This window comes from Pseudomonas sp. P1.8, assembly GCF_001269805.1.
Lineage (GTDB): Bacteria > Pseudomonadota > Gammaproteobacteria > Pseudomonadales > Pseudomonadaceae > Aquipseudomonas.
The window spans coordinates 415,561-431,718 of record NZ_LHVM01000007.1; the positions used below are offsets into that span (position 1 = coordinate 415,561).

Annotated in this window: 13 protein-coding genes; 6 read left to right on the forward strand and 7 right to left on the reverse strand. The window is 57.6% G+C overall.

The genetic code is table 11. The annotated features are described in order from the left end of the window. Positions 1-108: 108 nt before the first annotated feature. On the reverse strand, positions 109-1,236 hold the full coding sequence (locus AD668_RS05720; protein ID WP_053155572.1) for a branched-chain amino acid ABC transporter substrate-binding protein: 1,128 nt from the start codon (positions 1,234-1,236) through the stop codon (positions 109-111). A gap of 350 nt (positions 1,237-1,586) precedes the next feature. Here AD668_RS05720 and AD668_RS05725 point away from each other — a divergent pair, with 350 nt between their 5' ends. Next, positions 1,587-1,892 carry a DUF2288 domain-containing protein gene (locus AD668_RS05725; protein WP_053155574.1) on the forward strand — a complete coding sequence of 102 codons (306 nt, stop codon included), beginning with the start codon at positions 1,587-1,589 and terminating at the stop codon, positions 1,890-1,892. A 254-nt stretch (positions 1,893-2,146) separates the two neighbouring features. Here the strand turns inward: AD668_RS05725 and AD668_RS05730 are convergent, their stop codons facing one another. After that, on the reverse strand, positions 2,147-4,342 hold the full coding sequence (locus tag AD668_RS05730; RefSeq protein ID WP_053155576.1) for a hypothetical protein: 2,196 nt from the start codon (positions 4,340-4,342) through the stop codon (positions 2,147-2,149). Positions 4,343-4,535: 193 nt separating this feature from the next. Between AD668_RS05730 and AD668_RS05735 the strand changes: the two genes are divergently transcribed. Then, entirely contained in the window at positions 4,536-5,432 is an 897-nt protein-coding gene (locus AD668_RS05735) for an NAD(P)-dependent oxidoreductase (protein WP_172681785.1), read from the forward strand. Here the strand turns inward: AD668_RS05735 and AD668_RS05740 are convergent. Next, on the reverse strand, positions 5,389-7,605 hold the full coding sequence (locus AD668_RS05740; protein WP_053155579.1) for a bifunctional diguanylate cyclase/phosphodiesterase: 2,217 nt from the start codon (positions 7,603-7,605) through the stop codon (positions 5,389-5,391). The two genes, AD668_RS05735 and AD668_RS05740, sit on opposite strands and share 44 nt — an antisense overlap. 147 nt (positions 7,606-7,752) lie before the next feature. Beyond that, complete coding sequence (locus tag AD668_RS05745; RefSeq protein ID WP_053155581.1) at positions 7,753-8,118, reverse strand: YkgJ family cysteine cluster protein; 366 nt, start codon at positions 8,116-8,118, stop codon at positions 7,753-7,755. Positions 8,119-8,422: 304 nt separating this feature from the next. Here AD668_RS05745 and AD668_RS05750 point away from each other — a divergent pair, with 304 nt between their 5' ends. Further along, a complete protein-coding gene (locus tag AD668_RS05750; RefSeq protein WP_053155583.1) occupies positions 8,423-9,772 on the forward strand; it encodes an MFS transporter in 1,350 nt (449 codons plus the stop codon). A gap of 98 nt (positions 9,773-9,870) precedes the next feature. Here AD668_RS05750 and rapA read toward each other — a convergent pair whose 3' ends face one another. Beyond that, positions 9,871-12,717: an RNA polymerase-associated protein RapA gene (rapA, locus tag AD668_RS05755; RefSeq protein WP_053155585.1), complete on the reverse strand. Its 2,847-nt coding sequence runs from the start codon at positions 12,715-12,717 to the stop codon at positions 9,871-9,873. Positions 12,718-12,935: 218 nt separating this feature from the next. Here rapA and AD668_RS05760 point away from each other — a divergent pair, with 218 nt between their 5' ends. The 3 genes from AD668_RS05760 to ccoM all read left to right on the forward strand — a co-directional run bounded on the left by AD668_RS05760 (position 12,936) and on the right by ccoM (position 13,797). Beyond that, positions 12,936-13,277 (forward strand): hypothetical protein, encoded by a 342-nt coding sequence (locus tag AD668_RS05760; protein ID WP_053155588.1) that lies wholly within the window; start codon positions 12,936-12,938, stop codon positions 13,275-13,277. Next, a complete protein-coding gene (locus tag AD668_RS29395; protein WP_156322304.1) occupies positions 13,274-13,540 on the forward strand; it encodes a hypothetical protein in 267 nt (88 codons plus the stop codon). The genes AD668_RS05760 and AD668_RS29395 overlap by 4 nt, the downstream gene beginning before the upstream one ends. A 146-nt stretch (positions 13,541-13,686) precedes the next feature. Beyond that, positions 13,687-13,797, forward strand: a complete 111-nt coding sequence (gene ccoM / locus AD668_RS30180) for a cytochrome c oxidase subunit CcoM (protein ID WP_007976669.1) — start codon at positions 13,687-13,689, stop codon at positions 13,795-13,797. A gap of 274 nt (positions 13,798-14,071) precedes the next feature. On the opposite strand, the gene AD668_RS05770 is transcribed toward ccoM, so the two are convergent. Both AD668_RS05770 and AD668_RS05775 read right to left on the reverse strand, forming a co-directional pair. After that, a complete protein-coding gene (locus tag AD668_RS05770; RefSeq protein WP_053155590.1) occupies positions 14,072-15,547 on the reverse strand; it encodes an inorganic phosphate transporter in 1,476 nt (491 codons plus the stop codon). 375 nt (positions 15,548-15,922) lie between these two features. Further along, a complete protein-coding gene (locus AD668_RS05775) occupies positions 15,923-16,123 on the reverse strand; it encodes a hypothetical protein (protein ID WP_053155592.1) in 201 nt (66 codons plus the stop codon). Positions 16,124-16,158: the final 35 nt, after the last annotated feature.

Sequence of the window (16,158 nt, forward strand, 5' to 3'; positions counted from 1 at the left end):
TTTTCAGGTGGGGAGACTGGCGGATCACGCCAGCGCGGCCCAGATACGTTCGTAAAACAAAGCCCACGGCACGCCGTGGGCTTTGTTGGCAGTCAGTCAGGCAACGCCTTACTGGGGCTTGGCTTCAGTTTTTGGTTTGCCGAAGTGCCACTCGTAAACCACGAATTTGAAGTCTTTGAGGTCACCTTTCTCGTCGAAGCTCAGGTCGCCGGTAGGGGTCTTGAAGGTGCCGGCGTGGATGGCTTCGGCCACTTTGGCAGCGTCTTCGGACTTGGCAGCCTTGATGCCGTCGGCGATCACGGTCACAGCCGAGTAGGCCGGGAACACGAACGGACCGCTCGGATCTTCTTTCTTGGCTTTGAACGCATCAGCCAGGGCAACGTTGGCCGGATCCTGGTCGAAGGATTTCGGCAGGGTCACCAGCAGGCCTTCGGAAGCGTCCTTGGCGATCTGCGAAATGGAGTCGTTACCCACGCCTTCCGGACCCATGAACTTGGCTTTCAGGCCTTTTTCCTGGGATTGACGCAGGATCAGGCCCAGCTCCGGGTGGTAGCCGCCGTAGTAGACGAAGTCGACGTTGGCTTGCTTGAGCTTGGAGATCATCGAGGAGAAGTCCTTGTCGCCGGCGTTGACGCCTTCGAACACGGCAACCTTCACGCCTTTGCCTTCCAGGGTTTTCTTCACTGCGGTGGCGATGCCTTCACCGTATTGCTGTTTGTCGTGCAGAACAGCAACGATTTTAGGCTTTACGAAATCGGCAATGTAGTTACCGGCCGCAGGGCCCTGGGCGCTGTCCAGGCCGATGGTGCGGAACACCATTTTGTAACCACGGGCGGTGATGTCCGGGCTGGTGGCTGCCGGAGTGATCATGATCACGCCTTCGTCTTCGTAGATGTCCGAAGCCGGTTGAGTGGAGCTGGAGCACAGGTGACCGACCACGAACTTGACGCCGTCGTTGACGACTTTGTTCGCGACCGCCACAGCTTGTTTCGGATCACAGGCGTCATCGTATTCAACGGCTTCGAGTTTCTTGCCGTCAACGCCGCCTTTGGCGTTGATTTGCTCGATGGCCATTTTAGCGCCACTGAATTGCATGTCGCCGTATTGGGCTACAGGGCCGGTTTTAGGGCCGGCGATGCCGATCTTGATGGTGTCAGCTGCGAACGAATGGCTGGCAACCCCGGCCAGAACCATAGCGGCAAACAGTTTGGAAATCTGCTTAGTAGCCTTAGTCATAGTGCTCCACTCTTACTGTTGTAGTTTTTATAGTCCTGGCGCCGTGGGGCGGCAGAACCGGGTCAGATATCGAAGACATCCCCGGAAAAGCCCCTCGGCAACTGTACCGGTACAGTGTAGAGCGCCGATTGTCAGCCTGGGAAGCTGGCGCCGGGGGGCAAAATCTGCGGGTGTCGCTATTTTGAAAGAAAAAGTCAGAATTACGGCGGGGTTTTGACGGGCATATAACCTGATTCCGTGCATTCCCTGGCATTCCTGCTCTTTTCATTCAGTGACGTAAATTGCTTCAGGGTTTTTCTGCCAGACCACCGACGTTATCATTGCGCCGATTTCTTTTCCGGACCAAACCCATGACTGAAGAACCTAGCACCCTCTATGCCAAGCTGCTTGGTGAAACCGCATCTATTACCTGGAAGGAATTAGAGCCGTTCTTCGCCAAGGGTGCCCTATTGTGGGTCGACCCCAGCCTGGATTTGATCGCTGCGGCTGAGGCTGTAGCGAGTGATGAAGGCGAGAAAGTGGCTGCCTGGCTGGCCGCTGACAAGGTCGCCAAGCTGTCTGAAACACGGGCGCTGGATCTTTTCGAGCGTGATCCGCAGCTGTGGGCGGTTGTGGTTTCGCCGTGGATTCTGATCCAGGAAAGGGCGACGGCCTGAAGCGTTGCACCTTATCGGTGCGACGTTTCGCCAGCCGAAAGTGTGTAGCCGAGTAGCGTGATGGCACGTTGCCGTGGAGAAAGGCCACAGCCTCACGGTGACGTAAACGTAACGGGAACAGTTGAGAGAGCAGCCTGAGGGCTGCTTAATTGTTTCCGGGTGTGGATAAAAGAAAAAGATCGCAGCCTGCGGCAGCTCCTACAGAGCCAGCTGTACACCCGTTGGAGCTGCCGCAGGCTGCGATCTTTTCAGGTCTAAGCCGTCTTGCCCGTATGGTTATTCAGCGAAATAACCTTGGTCTTGCCAATGCGATGACGGTAGATCTCGCGCAGGTACTTGATCGATTTCTTCACGCAATCCCGAGAAAGACGTATGTCGTTGATCGAGACAAACTTGTCCTTGTCGTTGATCAGCTCGCGGTACTTCTTCTCGTACATCGGCTTGATCGCGTACCAGTTGGTATCGAGGATCTTTGCCGGGTTCTCGAATTCGTTGAGCAAGTCATCGATACGGTCTTCGTCGAACTCTTCCTGGACGATGAAATCCAGGATCGAGTTGTCCAGGGTTTCGTCAAATCGGTACGGTGCCTTGGCGAAGCAACGCTTGATGAACGCCACGATCAGCGTCAGGAAGTCGTCCGACAGGCACGGGCTCTTGGCGATCAACGTGGTCAGCGACAGGTTGGCCGAGGCGCCGATCACCAGCGCGTAACGCTTGAGCGTGGTGTTGGGGAACAGACTGTTGAGGTGGGTCTTCAACCGGTTCAGGTCCATGTAGGACAGCTTGTAGTCTTTGGGCAGCGAAACAATCGACACCACCGACGAGCAATTCTTGAAGAAGTGCAGGTCGTGCAGGGCTGCGGCGTCGTAACCCGAATTCTTGTACTGCTCCAGCGACGCACGATAGCGCTTTGACTCGATCGGCAGCAGACTGATGCCTTCGATCGCCTGGGTGACCTTGTTGAAGTGCGGCAGGTCGATCGAACGGAAGAACAGGTCGTCGATGTTCAAGCGCTGTGGCTCTTTCTCGAACACCTTGAACTTGTCGTTGCTCGGTTGTGGGGTTTCCGGAACAACGGATTCGGCATAGGCAATCGCCACCGGCCCGGCCAGGCTCATGAACAGGTCGTTGGCGTCCAGGCGGATGGTTTCACCAATGTCGATGCCGGCGCGACGGAAATAGTTCTGGTCATAGTCAGTCGTGACCGCCTGCGCGGTCAGAATGTTGAAAATCTGCTGCGAAATGTATTGGTTGGCGTGCTTTTCCATCGCATTGACATCAATGTTCTGGATGTTGCCGTCATCGTTCTCTTCGGCGTAACGCATGATGTCGTTAGAGATGAGCATCATCGCGTTCCATGGGCGGATGCGGCCCATGACGCTGGCTTCGCTGCTGTCTTCATTGGCGAAATTGTAGGAAAAGTCCCACTCTTCCGACAGGTATTTGCACAGCAAGCGCCCGGCGTTGATATGTAGCGCTTCGGACATTTCACTGCGGTGATCGGAAATGTTCGGCAGCACGCAGATGCCGCTGGTGAAGATCGGCTCGAACACGAACGAGTGGCCGCTCTTGCCGTCATGCTCGTCCATCGGCTTGGTGTCGAACGTCTTGTTCATGTACGAGTGCTGCTGGGCCAGACCAAATTCAGAGGCCATGCCCGAGCCCGTACCGCCACCGGCGCTGAAGATCGAGAAATACAGGCGCGACTGGTTGGCCTTGATGCCGCAGCTGTCGATCAGGTACGAGTGAATCATCTTCCAGTCAGGGCTGGAAAAACGCTGGGTGTCCTTGTTCAGAATGATCTTGGCCAGGTACTGACCGAGGATCGGCGCGTTACCGGCGCCACCGGCGTGGACTTCCGACAAGTCCATGATTTTCATTTTGCTGTAGTCGCGCAGGAAGCCGCTTTTTTCGCCCTTGCGCGAGAAGCGGATACGCCCGGCGATGTCCTTGTCCAGGTCGCCGAGCATCACCAGCGGCTCGACCAGGAACACTGGCTTGGTGGCCTTGTTCGGGCCCAGGCGCAGGTTGTTGCGAATCCATTGGGCAGGGCTGTAGCCCTTTTCGGCATAACGCTTGTCTGGCGACAGGCGATCGTCATTGTTGAATTCGTTGAGGTAGAACTTGCGCGCGTTGTACACCAGCTCCGCGACATCCAGCGCGATGTTCGAGCCACATCGGCCCAGACCGATCAGGCACACTGACGGGAATTCCTGGTGGCTATGCTGTTCGCTGTCGCCTTCCAGGTGCGCAGGGCGCGGGAACACCATGTCGCGCAGGCCGTCGAGGTTGTCGAGAATACGGTCGGTGTTGGTTTCGGTGAAATACAGGTACTGCTGGGTCGACAACGGACGAGAAGGGAGCGAAGGCTTCGGTGATGACGGGCTGTTGGCCGCAGGGGGCAAGGTCAGATCGGATAGCGCAGGGGCCGGGTTATTTTTAGAAGTCATTGTTCGCCATCTACCTGGGCTGGTGGGTAGGCCGACTCACTGTCGTCAAACCTTCACGGAATTGAATCGCGTCTTTTGTCAGCGCGTATTGAGCCCAAGCCTGGGCTTGAGACTGAGTTGTGCTCGGGGAATCCTTTCCCAAGTCATGATGAATCGGCCAATATTCGGCGTTCTTTAATCAAAAGGAGGCCAAATGATGTCAATACTACCTTCGCTGGGATTTGCCGGTATCGGGCTGATGGGGTTGCCGATGTGCCAGCGTTTGTTGGCGGCTGGTTATCCTCTGACCGTGTGGAACCGCAATCCGGCCAAGTGCGCGCCTCTGGTGGCGGCTGGGGCGCGACAGGTCGCCACAGCGGCCGAATTGTGTCAGCACGCGGACGTGGTAATGCTCTGCCTGGCAGACACGGCGGTGGTGCGTGAGGTGGTCTTTGGTCCGGCGGGTGTTGTTGAAGGGGCGAAGAACGGTCAGTTATTGGTGGATTTTTCCAGCCTCGAGCCCAGTGCCACGCGGGAAATGGCCAACGAGCTGATGGAAGAAACCGGCATGGCCTGGCTGGACTCCCCGGTGTCCGGTGGTGTGGTCGGCGCTGAAGCGGGGACATTGGCGATCATGGTGGGCGGGGAGATTCGGAACCTTGAACGGGTCCGCTCCGTATTGTTGAGCCTGGGACAGCGCCTAACACACATGGGTGGCGTTGGAGCGGGGCAGGTGACCAAAGCGTGCAATCAGATGATTGTCGCCTGCAATGCGTTGGTGATTGCCGAAGTGGTGGCGCTGGCGGAAAGTTCCGGGGTGGATGCCAGCCTGATCGCCGCCGCACTGGCGGGCGGTTTTGCTGATTCCAGGCCGCTGCAGATCCTGGCTCCACAAATGGCCGAAAGTCGTTTCGAACCGGTCAAGTGGCATGTTCGGACCCTGCTCAAGGATCTCGACACAGCGGTGAAATTTTCTCGTGAACAGGGTTCGGCTACACCGATCACCGGCTTGGCGGCGCAGTTGATGCGTTTGCATGGGGGGCAGGGATTTCTTGAGAAAGACCCGTCTACATTAGTGCAGATGTTCCGTGCACCAGACTCAACGTCGTAGCGCTGTAAGAGTGCTTGCGCTGATTGATTTCATTGAGCACCGGATGCAGGTCGGCCAGCGGTACGGGCCGACTGAACAGGTAACCTTGAACGAAGTCGCAGCCGTGGTCCTCGAGGAACTGGTATTGCTCGAAGGTTTCAACGCCTTCGGTGACCACCTGCAAGTGCAGGGTGTGGGCCATGACGATAATGGCCTGGACGATCTCCATGTCCGCGGTGGCCTTGGGAATGTCCTGAATGAATGAGCGATCTATTTTCAGCGTATTGAGCGGTAGGCGCTTGAGGTAGGCGAGGGATGAATAGCCGGTGCCAAAGTCATCAATCGACAGCGACACACCGAGGGCGCGTATCTTTCGCAACAATACCAGGGTGTTGGCGATGTTGCCCATCAATGCGTTTTCGGTGACTTCCAGTTCAAGTCGATGGGGAGCGACCCCGTAAGTCCGCAGAGCGTGTTCGATTTCATCGGCCAGATCTTCGCGCGCCAGGTTCAGGGGCGAGCAATTGACGGCAATCTTGAGTTCTTCACAGTCTTGGCGCGAAAGCTCCCCCAGATCCTCGCAGGCTTTGCGCAGCACCCAATTGTCCAGTTCGGCAATCAGGCCATTGGCCTCCGCGATAGCGATAAAACGGTCGGGAACGAGAAAGCCGTGGACCGGGTGTTGCCAGCGGATCAACGCTTCAAGTTTGCTGACTTGACTGGTTTTCAGGTCATAGATCGGTTGGTAATACAGCATCAGCCCGGTGTCCTCGCGCAGGGCGAAGCGTAGTTCTTCTTCGAGTTGCAGCTCCAGTGTGGCCCGGGCTTTCAGGTTGGCGCTGAAGAAGTTCAGGCCATTTCGTCCACCGCCCTTGGACTGGTAGAGCGCCAGGTCGGCGTTTTTCAGCAGCTCCTCGCAGGTCTTGCCATCTTCCGGGAACAGGCTGATGCCGATGCTGGTGGTCATGACCATGCGCCGTCCGGCCAATTCGATGGGGTCTTTCATTTTCAACATGATGCGCTGGGCCATCTGCCGCGCCTCTTCACGATCATGCAGGTCGATGAGCAGGCAGAACTCGTCGCCGCCGAAGCGCGCCACGACATCTGCATGACTGCGTATCGAACTCTTGATATGGCCGGCCAGCACTTTGAGCAGCTCGTCACCGGCGTCATGGCCGAGGCTGTCATTGATCCGCTTGAAATGATCAATGTCCAGGAACAGGACCGCCAGCATCCCGCCCTCGTTGGTCTTCTCGATGAGTTTTTCGGCGAATATCTGATTAAAACCACGGCGGTTGAGCAGGTTGGTCAAGGCGTCGTAGTGCGCCACCTGCTGTAGCGACATGCGCGCCTGGTCCAATTGGCTAAGCAAGGAGTTGACCCGCTGCAGGTCGTGGTCCTTGTGCTGGAGTTTCTTGTCCGCGAGCGCTGCGCTGATGCTGCTGCCGATGATCAGCAGAGTCACGACGGCGATCGTCAGCGCCAGTTGTACATGATTGTGTTCACTCGCCTGCGTCAGGAGGCTACCGACGGGTTGCACCAGATTGAAGGCGGCCATGGCCGTAAAATGCATGCTCAGAATGCCCGCGCCGAGCAGCAGACTGGCGCAATACTTGAGAAGCTGGTGCATCACTCCCGCGCCATTGCGCAGGTGCCTGGCCAATAGCAGTGTTGCCAGGGCAGCGGCAATGGCGATGAGGATGGAAAGCGCGAACAAGCCGGGTTGGTAATAAGCCGTGGCATTCGAATGCATGGCCGTCATGCCCACATAATGCATCGCGGCGATGCCCAGTCCGATGCCGATCGACGACGTGCAGCAATGCCGCAATTTCAATTGCGCAAGGCTCAACGTTTGCATGGCCAACCATGACGCGATCAATGCGATTGACAGGGATAGCAGTGTGACTGGCAGCTGGTAATGAATTTCGATGGGCACGCGAAACGCGAGCATCCCGATGAAATGCATGGCCCAAATACCGCCCGCCAGGCACCCGGTACCCACCCAACGCCAGCGCGTCTGAGAAGTGGCCTGTTCCGCATGGTTTACCCGCTCGGCCATGTCCAGCGTGGCAAAGCATCCGACGCAGGCGACCAGGTAAGCCAGCAGCACCAGAAAAGGGTCATGCACACAATCAAGTATGACCTGCCCGTTCTCTGGCAGCGCGGAAATGAACTGCAGCCCCGGCCACTCCATTAACCTGCCCCATCATTGTCATCCTTGCCGACGCAATGAGCGTCGGCGAATTCATGGAGTATAGAGGTCATGGATGGACAGCAAGCGATAGTGGCACTTTGGTGCAAATGATTTTGGCATTAACCCAATAGCAATTAGTGCTAACGGTCAGGCTATTTTCCTCTCGGCCATATCGAACTCTGGTTGCAGGGCCGGTAGACCGAACGCAGCTCGGGCGGCATCGCAATCCGGGTTCGCCTCGCCGTCTACCCAAGAGGCTTCGAATTCCCGGCAGGTGCTCGAGCGTTTGTCATAGATCGAGCATTGCACCTCACTGCCTACATCACCCACCAGGCTGATGCAGCGCACCGGTTTGCACCCGGTGCCAAGCATCGCTACCCGGCTTGGACTGATTTGATCGACAAGCTCATCGGGCACAGTTCCCCCGGCCGAGGTGCATTCACCCCAGAAAAATGACACGCGAAAATGAGAACAGCAGGCACCGCAATTCAGACACGGACTGGCTTCGGACATGGGCGATTATCTAAGGAGGAATGGGGACGCAGGGGGATAAAGCAAGGTCGCTATTCTAGGCTTCGCCAGCGGGTTGGGAAGGGGGGGCGGCAGGTATTTTTCAACGGCAGGTGTCAGGCCGGAAATTGCAGGTTTTGCCTCGAAAACATTGAGCCTTATCGAGCCGCGGACCAGAGCGTTTTGCCAAAGATTGCGATGGTCTGATATCAGCCTTACGAATAATTACAGACAGCTCTGGCAGGCCTGTCTAGATTGCAAATTCCGGGGACAGTGACGACCCCATAACAATAAATGAGACGGACCCATGCAGAAATCGACCCAAGCGGCGAATGCCTGGCGCATTCTGTTCCTGTTGTTCCTGGCCAATCTGTTCAATTTTTTCGACCGTACCATTCCCGCCATTATCATCGAACCGATCCGCATGGAATGGCATCTTAGCGACTTCCAGCTGGGTATCATCGGTACTGCATTCACCCTCGTCTACGCGATCGCCGGTCTGCCACTTGGGCGTATGGCCGATACAGGTTCGCGCAGCAAACTCATGGGTTGGGGCCTGGCGGTATGGAGTGGCCTGACAGCGGTCAACGGCATGGTCGGCAGTTTCTGGAGTTTCCTGATCGTGCGCATGGGTATCGGTATCGGTGAGGCCAGTTACGCACCCGCCGCCAATTCGTTGATCGGCGACCTGTTCCCCGCTCACCGTCGGGCACGGGCCATGGGCATTTTCATGCTCGGCTTACCGTTGGGGCTATTGCTGGCGTTCTTCACCATTGGCGCGATGGTCAAGGCTTTCGACAGTTGGCGCGCGCCGTTCTTTATCGCGGCGGTGCCGGGGCTGATCCTCGCGGTTTTCATGTTCTTCATCAAGGAGCCCACACGCGGTGCCGCGGAGAGTGTGCAGGTTTCCCAGGAACGTGTAGACCGGCCGATCCGCCGAGTGCTGGCCGTACCGACATTTTTGTGGCTGGTCTTGGCTGGCCTGTGTTTCAACTTCGCCACCTACGCCTGTAACTCGTTTCTGGTGCCGATGCTGCAGCGTTATTTCCTGATGCCATTACAGGAGGCTGCGGTGGCCACCGGGGTGATTGTGGGTGTCACCGGGTTGGTCGGTTTGACGCTTGGCGGCTGGATTGCGGACAAGATTCACCAGCGAGTCGCTAATGGTCGCCTGCTGTTTGCCGCATTCAGTCTGATTGTTTCTACCGTCTGCACCGCTTGGGCGCTGCATGCCGGCCGCATCGAGATCGGTGTTTTTGTGGCAGTGTTCAGCCTGGGCTGGTTGTTTGCTTACAACTTCTACACTTGCGTCTACACGGCGATCCAGGACGTGGTCGAACCGCGTCTGCGGGCCACGGCGATGGCGCTGTTTTTTGCCGGGTTGTACTTGCTGGGTGGTGGCCTGGGGCCGGTGGTGGTGGGCGGATTGTCCGATCACTTTGCCCACACGGCGATGTTGACGGCCGGTGCCGAACAAATGACCGAAGCTTTCAAAGCGGTCGGCCTGCATGACGCGATGTACCTGATCCCGGTGGCGCTGTTTTTCACCGTGGTGTTTCTGGTACTGGCTTCGCGGTGTTTTGTGCGCGATGCCAAGCGGATGAAGGAGGGGTTGGTTGGGGTGGTTGAGCCAGAGGTTGCACCGGCGACTGCATGATTGCTAGCGATGAGGCCATCGGCATCACCACAAAAGTCAGATGGAAAAAGGCCCGCATCGCTGCGGGCCTTTTTGTTTACAAGAGTGGCGCAGGGGACTTAACCCGCTACCAACACCCGGATCGCTTCCAGTCGCAGCGCCGCCTTGTCGAGCATGGCCAGGCCTTGCTCGCGTTGTTTGCGCAAGGCAACCAGTTCGCTGTCACGCACGGTCGGGTTGACCGCTTGCAACGCGGTCAGGCGCGCCAGTTCTTCGTCGGTATCGGCTGCCAGGCGACGTTGCGCCTCGGCAACACGTTCGGCGTGGCGCGGGAAGATTTTCGCTTCGCCGGCGTTGATCCGTGGCGTCAGTTGATCGCGCTGGGCCTGGATGAACTTGTTGGCGCTGGCACGCGGCACGCTTTCCAGCTGATCGTTCAAAGTCTCGAACGATACGCGGGCCGACAAGTCGTTGCCGTTGGTGTCGAGCAGGCAGCGCAGGGCTGCCGGTGGCAGGTAACGGCCCAGTTGCAGCGAACGCGGGGCAACCACTTCGCTGACATACAGCAGTTCCAGCAACACGGTGCCAGGTTTCAGCGCCTTGTTCTTGATCAGTGCCACGGCGGTGTTGCCCATGGAGCCGGATAGCACCAGATCCATGCCGCCTTGAACCATCGGGTGTTCCCAGGTGATGAACTGCATGTCCTCGCGGGACAGCGCCTGGTTGCGGTCGTAGGTAATGGTCACGCCTTCGTCGTCGCCCAGCGGGAAGCTGGCGTCGAGCATTTTTTCGCTTGGCTTGAGGATCAGCGCGTTTTCCGAATGGTCTTCGCTGTCGATACCGAATGCATCGAACAGGGTTTCCATGTAAATCGGCAGGGCGAACTGATCGTCTTGCTCGAAGATGTCTTCAACCAGTGCATCACCTTCGCCAGCGCCACCGGAGTTGAGCTCCAGCAAACGGTCGCGACCGGTGTGCAGTTCTGCCTCCAGACGCTCACGCTCGGTGCGGGCTTCGTCGATCAGCGCTTGCCACTCTCCGTCGTCCGCTTCTTCGAGCAACGGCAGCAGGCGCGGGCCGAACTGATGTTGCAAGGCGTTGCCGGTTGGGCAGGTGTTGAGGAACGCGTTCAGTGCTTCGTGATACCACTGGAACAGGCGCTCTTGCGGGCTGGTTTCCAGGTACGGCACGTGCAATTCGATGATGTGCTTCTGGCCGATCCGGTCCAGGCGACCGATACGTTGCTCCAGCAGATCCGGGTGGGATGGCAGGTCGAACAGCACCAGGTGATGGGAGAACTGGAAGTTGCGGCCTTCGCTGCCAATTTCTGAGCAAATCAGCACTTGCGCGCCAAATTCTTCGTCAGCGAAGTAGGCGGCGGCGCGGTCACGTTCGAGGATGTTCATGCCTTCGTGGAACACCGTGGCCGGGATCCCGGAACGTACGCGCAGGGCGTCTTCCAGGTCCATGGCGGTTTCGGCATGGGCGCAGATCACCAGCACTTTGGTGCGCTTGAGCATTTTCAGCTGGTCGATCAGCCACTCGACGCGCGGGTCGAATTTCCACCAGCGCTCTTCTTCGTTGGCGTCCGGCTGGGCCTGGAAGCTGACTTCCGGGTACAGCTCGGCGTGATCACCCAATGGCAGTTCAAGGTATTCGTCGGGACACGGCAGCGGGTACGGGTGCAGCTTGCGCTCCGGAAAGCCTTGCACGGCGGCGCGGGTGTTACGGAACAGCACACGGCCGGTGCCGTGGCGATCGAGCAGTTCGCGCACCAGGCGGGCGCTGGCTTCGGTGTCGCCATCATTGACTGCGGTCAGCAGGGCTTCGCCTTCGTTGCCGAGGAAACCGTGGATGGTCTTGTGCGCTTCAGGGGACAAGCGACCTTTGTCGAGCAGTTCCTGAACGGCTTCGGCCACCGGGCGATAGTTTTCGCTCTCGGCGCGAAAGGCCTTCAGGTCGTGAAAACGGTTCGGGTCGAGCAGACGCAGACGAGCGAAGTGGCTGTCCTGGCCCAACTGTTCCGGGGTAGCGGTCAACAGCAGCACGCCAGGAATGGTTTCGGCGAGTTGCTCGACCAGCGAGTATTGAGGGCTGACCTGATCTTCATGCCAGACAAGATGGTGAGCCTCGTCAACCACCAGCAAGTCCCAGCCGGCCGCGAACAGGGCGTCCTGAGCTTTTTCGTCATCCACCAGCCATTCCAGAGCGACCAACGCAAGCTGGGTGTCTTCGAACGGGTTGGAGGCATCGCTTTCGATGAAGCGTTCTTCGTCGAACAGCGCGACCTGCAGGTTGAAACGACGGCGCATTTCCACCAGCCATTGGTGCTGGAGGTTCTCCGGTACCAGGATCAGCACGCGATTGGCGCGGCCAGAAAGCAGTTGGCGATGGATCACCAGACCGGCTTCGATGGTTTTGCCCAGGCCTACTTCGTCGGCCAGCAGCACCCTTGGTGCTATGCGGTCGGCGACTTCGCGGGCAATGTGCAGCTGGTGCGCGATCGGTTGTGCACGCACGCCACCCAGGCCCCACAGCGAGGACTGCAACTGGCGGCTGGTGTGTTCCAGAGTGTGATAGCGCAGGGAGAACCAGGCCAGCGGATCGATCTGACCGGCGAACAGTCGGTCGCTCGCCAAACGGAACTGGATGAAGTTCGACAACTGGGTTTCCGGAAGAGTGACTACTTCGTTCTGCGCGTTGAGGCCGTGGTAGACCAGCAAGCCATCGACGTCGTCGACTTCGCGAACGGTCAATTTCCAGCCTTCGAAGTGAGTGATGGAGTCACCCGGCGAAAACCGCACACGGGTGAGGGGCGCGTTCCTTAGCGCGTACTGGCGAGTGTCGCCAGTGGCCGGATAGAGCACGGTCAACAAGCGGCCGTCCTGTGCCAGAACGGTGCCTAAACCCAGCTCGGCTTCGCTGTCACTGATCCAGCGTTGCCCCGGTTGATACTGCTGCGCCATGCTGCCTGACTCCCACCTTGAAAAAGCGGGCTATCTTAACGGAATGAGGGCTTCAGGGCCAAAGGACTCTCAGAAAAACTCACAGTCTTACGTTAGCCCACTCACGCAGGGAGCGCAGTTCGGGGCACCAATGCGTGCCAATTGAGTCACAGTTTGCGACCGATGGCTCAAGTCGCCATCCGCGCAGCCGACAGCCTGCTGAAAGGAGACTGAAAATTATGCTGCCACCGATGCTCCCCTTGAGTGCCGTGCCGATCACTTCGCAACATGACCCGATCCGCCAGCGTCCGGATATTCCCCCTGTAGTGCCGGTACAGGAAAGCTCCGGGGACAGCACTATCAATCTGCAGAACCGCGATCCTGAGGAGTCTGCGTTGCTGCTGCGTGAGGAGCAGCGCCGTAAACAGGAGCAGGAGCGCCGCCGCCGTGAGGCCGATGAAGACCCTGATGCCTATCTGGCTGTTCCGGGGGACGAACTCAATAGCGACAATACCGTGCCGGTCGCGCCATTGATGGAAGACCAGCCACGCCAAGGGTTATGGGTCGATATCGAGATTTGAGTGCGCGACTGGTCAGCGCTGGCGTCAGGACGCATTATTGGCACCATCCTGCCCAAGATGCGGCATCTGAAACTTACATATCAAGCGATGCACTGAACGCCATGAACCAAGACGACAAACTGATTGACCTCAACGCTGAACGCGCCAAACGTGTTCACGACCTCAATGACAAACGGCTCAACGAAGTGCGCCAGGCGTTCGAGCAGGCTATGCCATTGGGAAAAGCCAAGAAAAAGCCGAAGAACAAACCTAAAAAACGCTGATCTTCCCCCCCGCATTGATTGATGCGGGTCAAACTTTCCCCTTCCTCTTGCCCTGCCGAGGGCAACATTGATCCCGGTCAATGTTCTCTCCTGCCCGTTTGGTTAACTTAGCCCCATCGCAACACGGCAAGTACAGGAGACGCGTCATGTTTTTCGACAACGTGGTGATCGCCGGAGTGCTGACTGTCAGCCTCATGTTTGTATTTTTTGCAGGGTTCGGACTTTTTATCTGGAAGGATTCGCACAAGCGGAAGTAAACCGTAGTTCTTTCTGGATGTAATGAGCACGCAAGGCATTTTGGGCAACTTCGGTTGCCCTTTTTTTTTTCTGAAAGAATTTGCTGTCATCCACCGTCCCCTGTAGGAGCGGGCCTGCTCGCGATGCGTCGTAACATTCAACGGATTAGTTGGCTGTAACACCGCCATCGCGAGCAGGCTCGCTCCTACACGGGGGGTGTAGTGACAGGGAAGTTAGCGACCATAAAAAAGGCGCGGTCCTTGCGGAACGCGCCTTTTTTCGTTGGGCTCTGTATCAGCTGCCCAGTGCCTTCGAGGCCAGCCAGAACAATCCGGCCGACAAGGCAATGGTGGCTGGCAGGGTCAGCACCCAGGCCAGCAGGATCGTTTTCACGGTGCCACCCTGCAGGCCGCTTTTGTTGGCGACCATGGTGCCGGCCACGCCTGAGGACAGGACGTGGGTGGTGGACACCGGCAGGCTGAAGATGTTGGCCATGCCGATCAGGCTGGCGGTGGTGATCTGCGCCGACATGCCCTGCGAATAGGTCATGCCTTGCTTGCCGATCTTCTCACCGATCGTCAGTACCACACGCTTCCAGCCAACCATCGTTCCCAGGCCCAAGGCCAGTGCCACTGCCAGAATCACCCAGAACGGAGCGTATTCGGTAGTGGTGGTCAGGTCCTTGCGCAATTTGTCCAGGTCAGCCTTCTCGCGGGCTCCCAGGCTTGGCAGTTTGCTGACTTTCTTCGCGGTGTCATCCAGGCAAAGCAGATAGCGACGCACTTCGATGCGGCTTTCCGACGACAGCGAATGGTAGTCGGCTACACCCTTGAGCGTGCCCAGCAGTGCGGTAATTGTCGGTTCGGTCTGTTGCGGATTGCAACGGAATTTCTCCGGCAGGTCGCCTTCAACACTCTTGCCAAGGGCCAGGAACTCACCCAGGGTTTCGGAATTGCGCTGGTAGAACTGGTTGAGGTGCAAGGTAGCGTCGCGGGTCCGCTCGATCTGATAGGTGGTGCTGTTCAGGTCGAGTACGAATTGCGCTGGCACGATGCCGATCAGCACCAGCATGATCAGACCGATGCCTTTCTGGCCATCGTTGGATCCGTGTACGAAGCTCACGGCCATGGCCGAGATCACCAGGACCAGGCGATTCCAGAACGGCGGATGTTTCTTGTCGTCGATCTTACGGCGTTGTTCCGGTGTCTTGTGCATCTTTGACAGCGGACGCCACCATTTAAGACCGATCAGGATCAGTGCAGCGATCAGGAATCCGGCCATCGGCGAGAACACCAGCGAGGCAGCGATGTCGATCGCTTTCTGCCAGTTCACCCCGTCAGCCAACGGAATGTCATTGATCAGGGCATTGGCCAGACCGACACCGAGGATTGAACCAATCAGCGTGTGAGAGCTCGAAGCGGGGATGCCGAAGTACCAGGTGCCCAGGTTCCAGGTGATGGCAGCCGCGAGCAACGAGAACACCATGGCCAGGCCGTGACCGGTGTTCACGTTGATCAGCAGTTCTACCGGCAGCAGGTGGACGATGGCATACGCCACGCCGACCCCGCCCAGCAACACGCCGAGGAAGTTGAACACACCGGAAAAGAACACGGCCAGGTGTGGCGGCATGGCTTTGGTGTAGATAACGGTAGCCACCGCGTTAGCGGTGTCATGAAAGCCGTTGATGAACTCGAAGGCGAGGACAAAGGCCAGGGCGAGCAAGAGGCTCACAAGCACCCAAGCATCCAGTCCGCTGAATAAATCGATCATGAAGGTTTTCTGACCCGGTCGTAAGGGGGCGCGATTATGCCAGAAAAGTCTGACAATCAACGCATTCGCTGCTCATCGGTAACATTCTTCAACGATTTTTCTTCGAGAAGGGGCCCAATTCCCAGGCATCTGCTGTGACTTGCAAGTCATTGATATTACGTGCAAAGCCCCGTACTGCCGGCGTATTGCTCTCGACAGGGAAAGCCTGAAGAGCCTGTACGAAATATCTGATAAGAAGGTCAGATTTAGGTGTTTTTCCGTAGCGAGTGTCACAGATGGCCGCTGCCCGCTCGTAGCGGGCGCGAAAGGCAACATCAATACATCCCGCTTTTAACGGGGGTAGTGGCAGGCCCTTGAAGGATCAGGCCGAAGCACTCATGGCTCTTCGGCTTTGAGTTCCTTTTCAATTTTTTGAATTTCCTGCTGGAAAACCTGATCCTGAACCGTGGCGCGTTTACGCCAGGGTTTGCGTTCCGGTTCCGGCTGAGCGGCGTAGGTGGTGACTTCTCCGCCGTAAACTTCCTTGTAACGTTGTTCCTGGCGCTCAAGTTCCGCGCGCAGTTCGTCTTTCGTCACAGTAATACCTGTTTGAGTTGAGATTATTTCTGGTG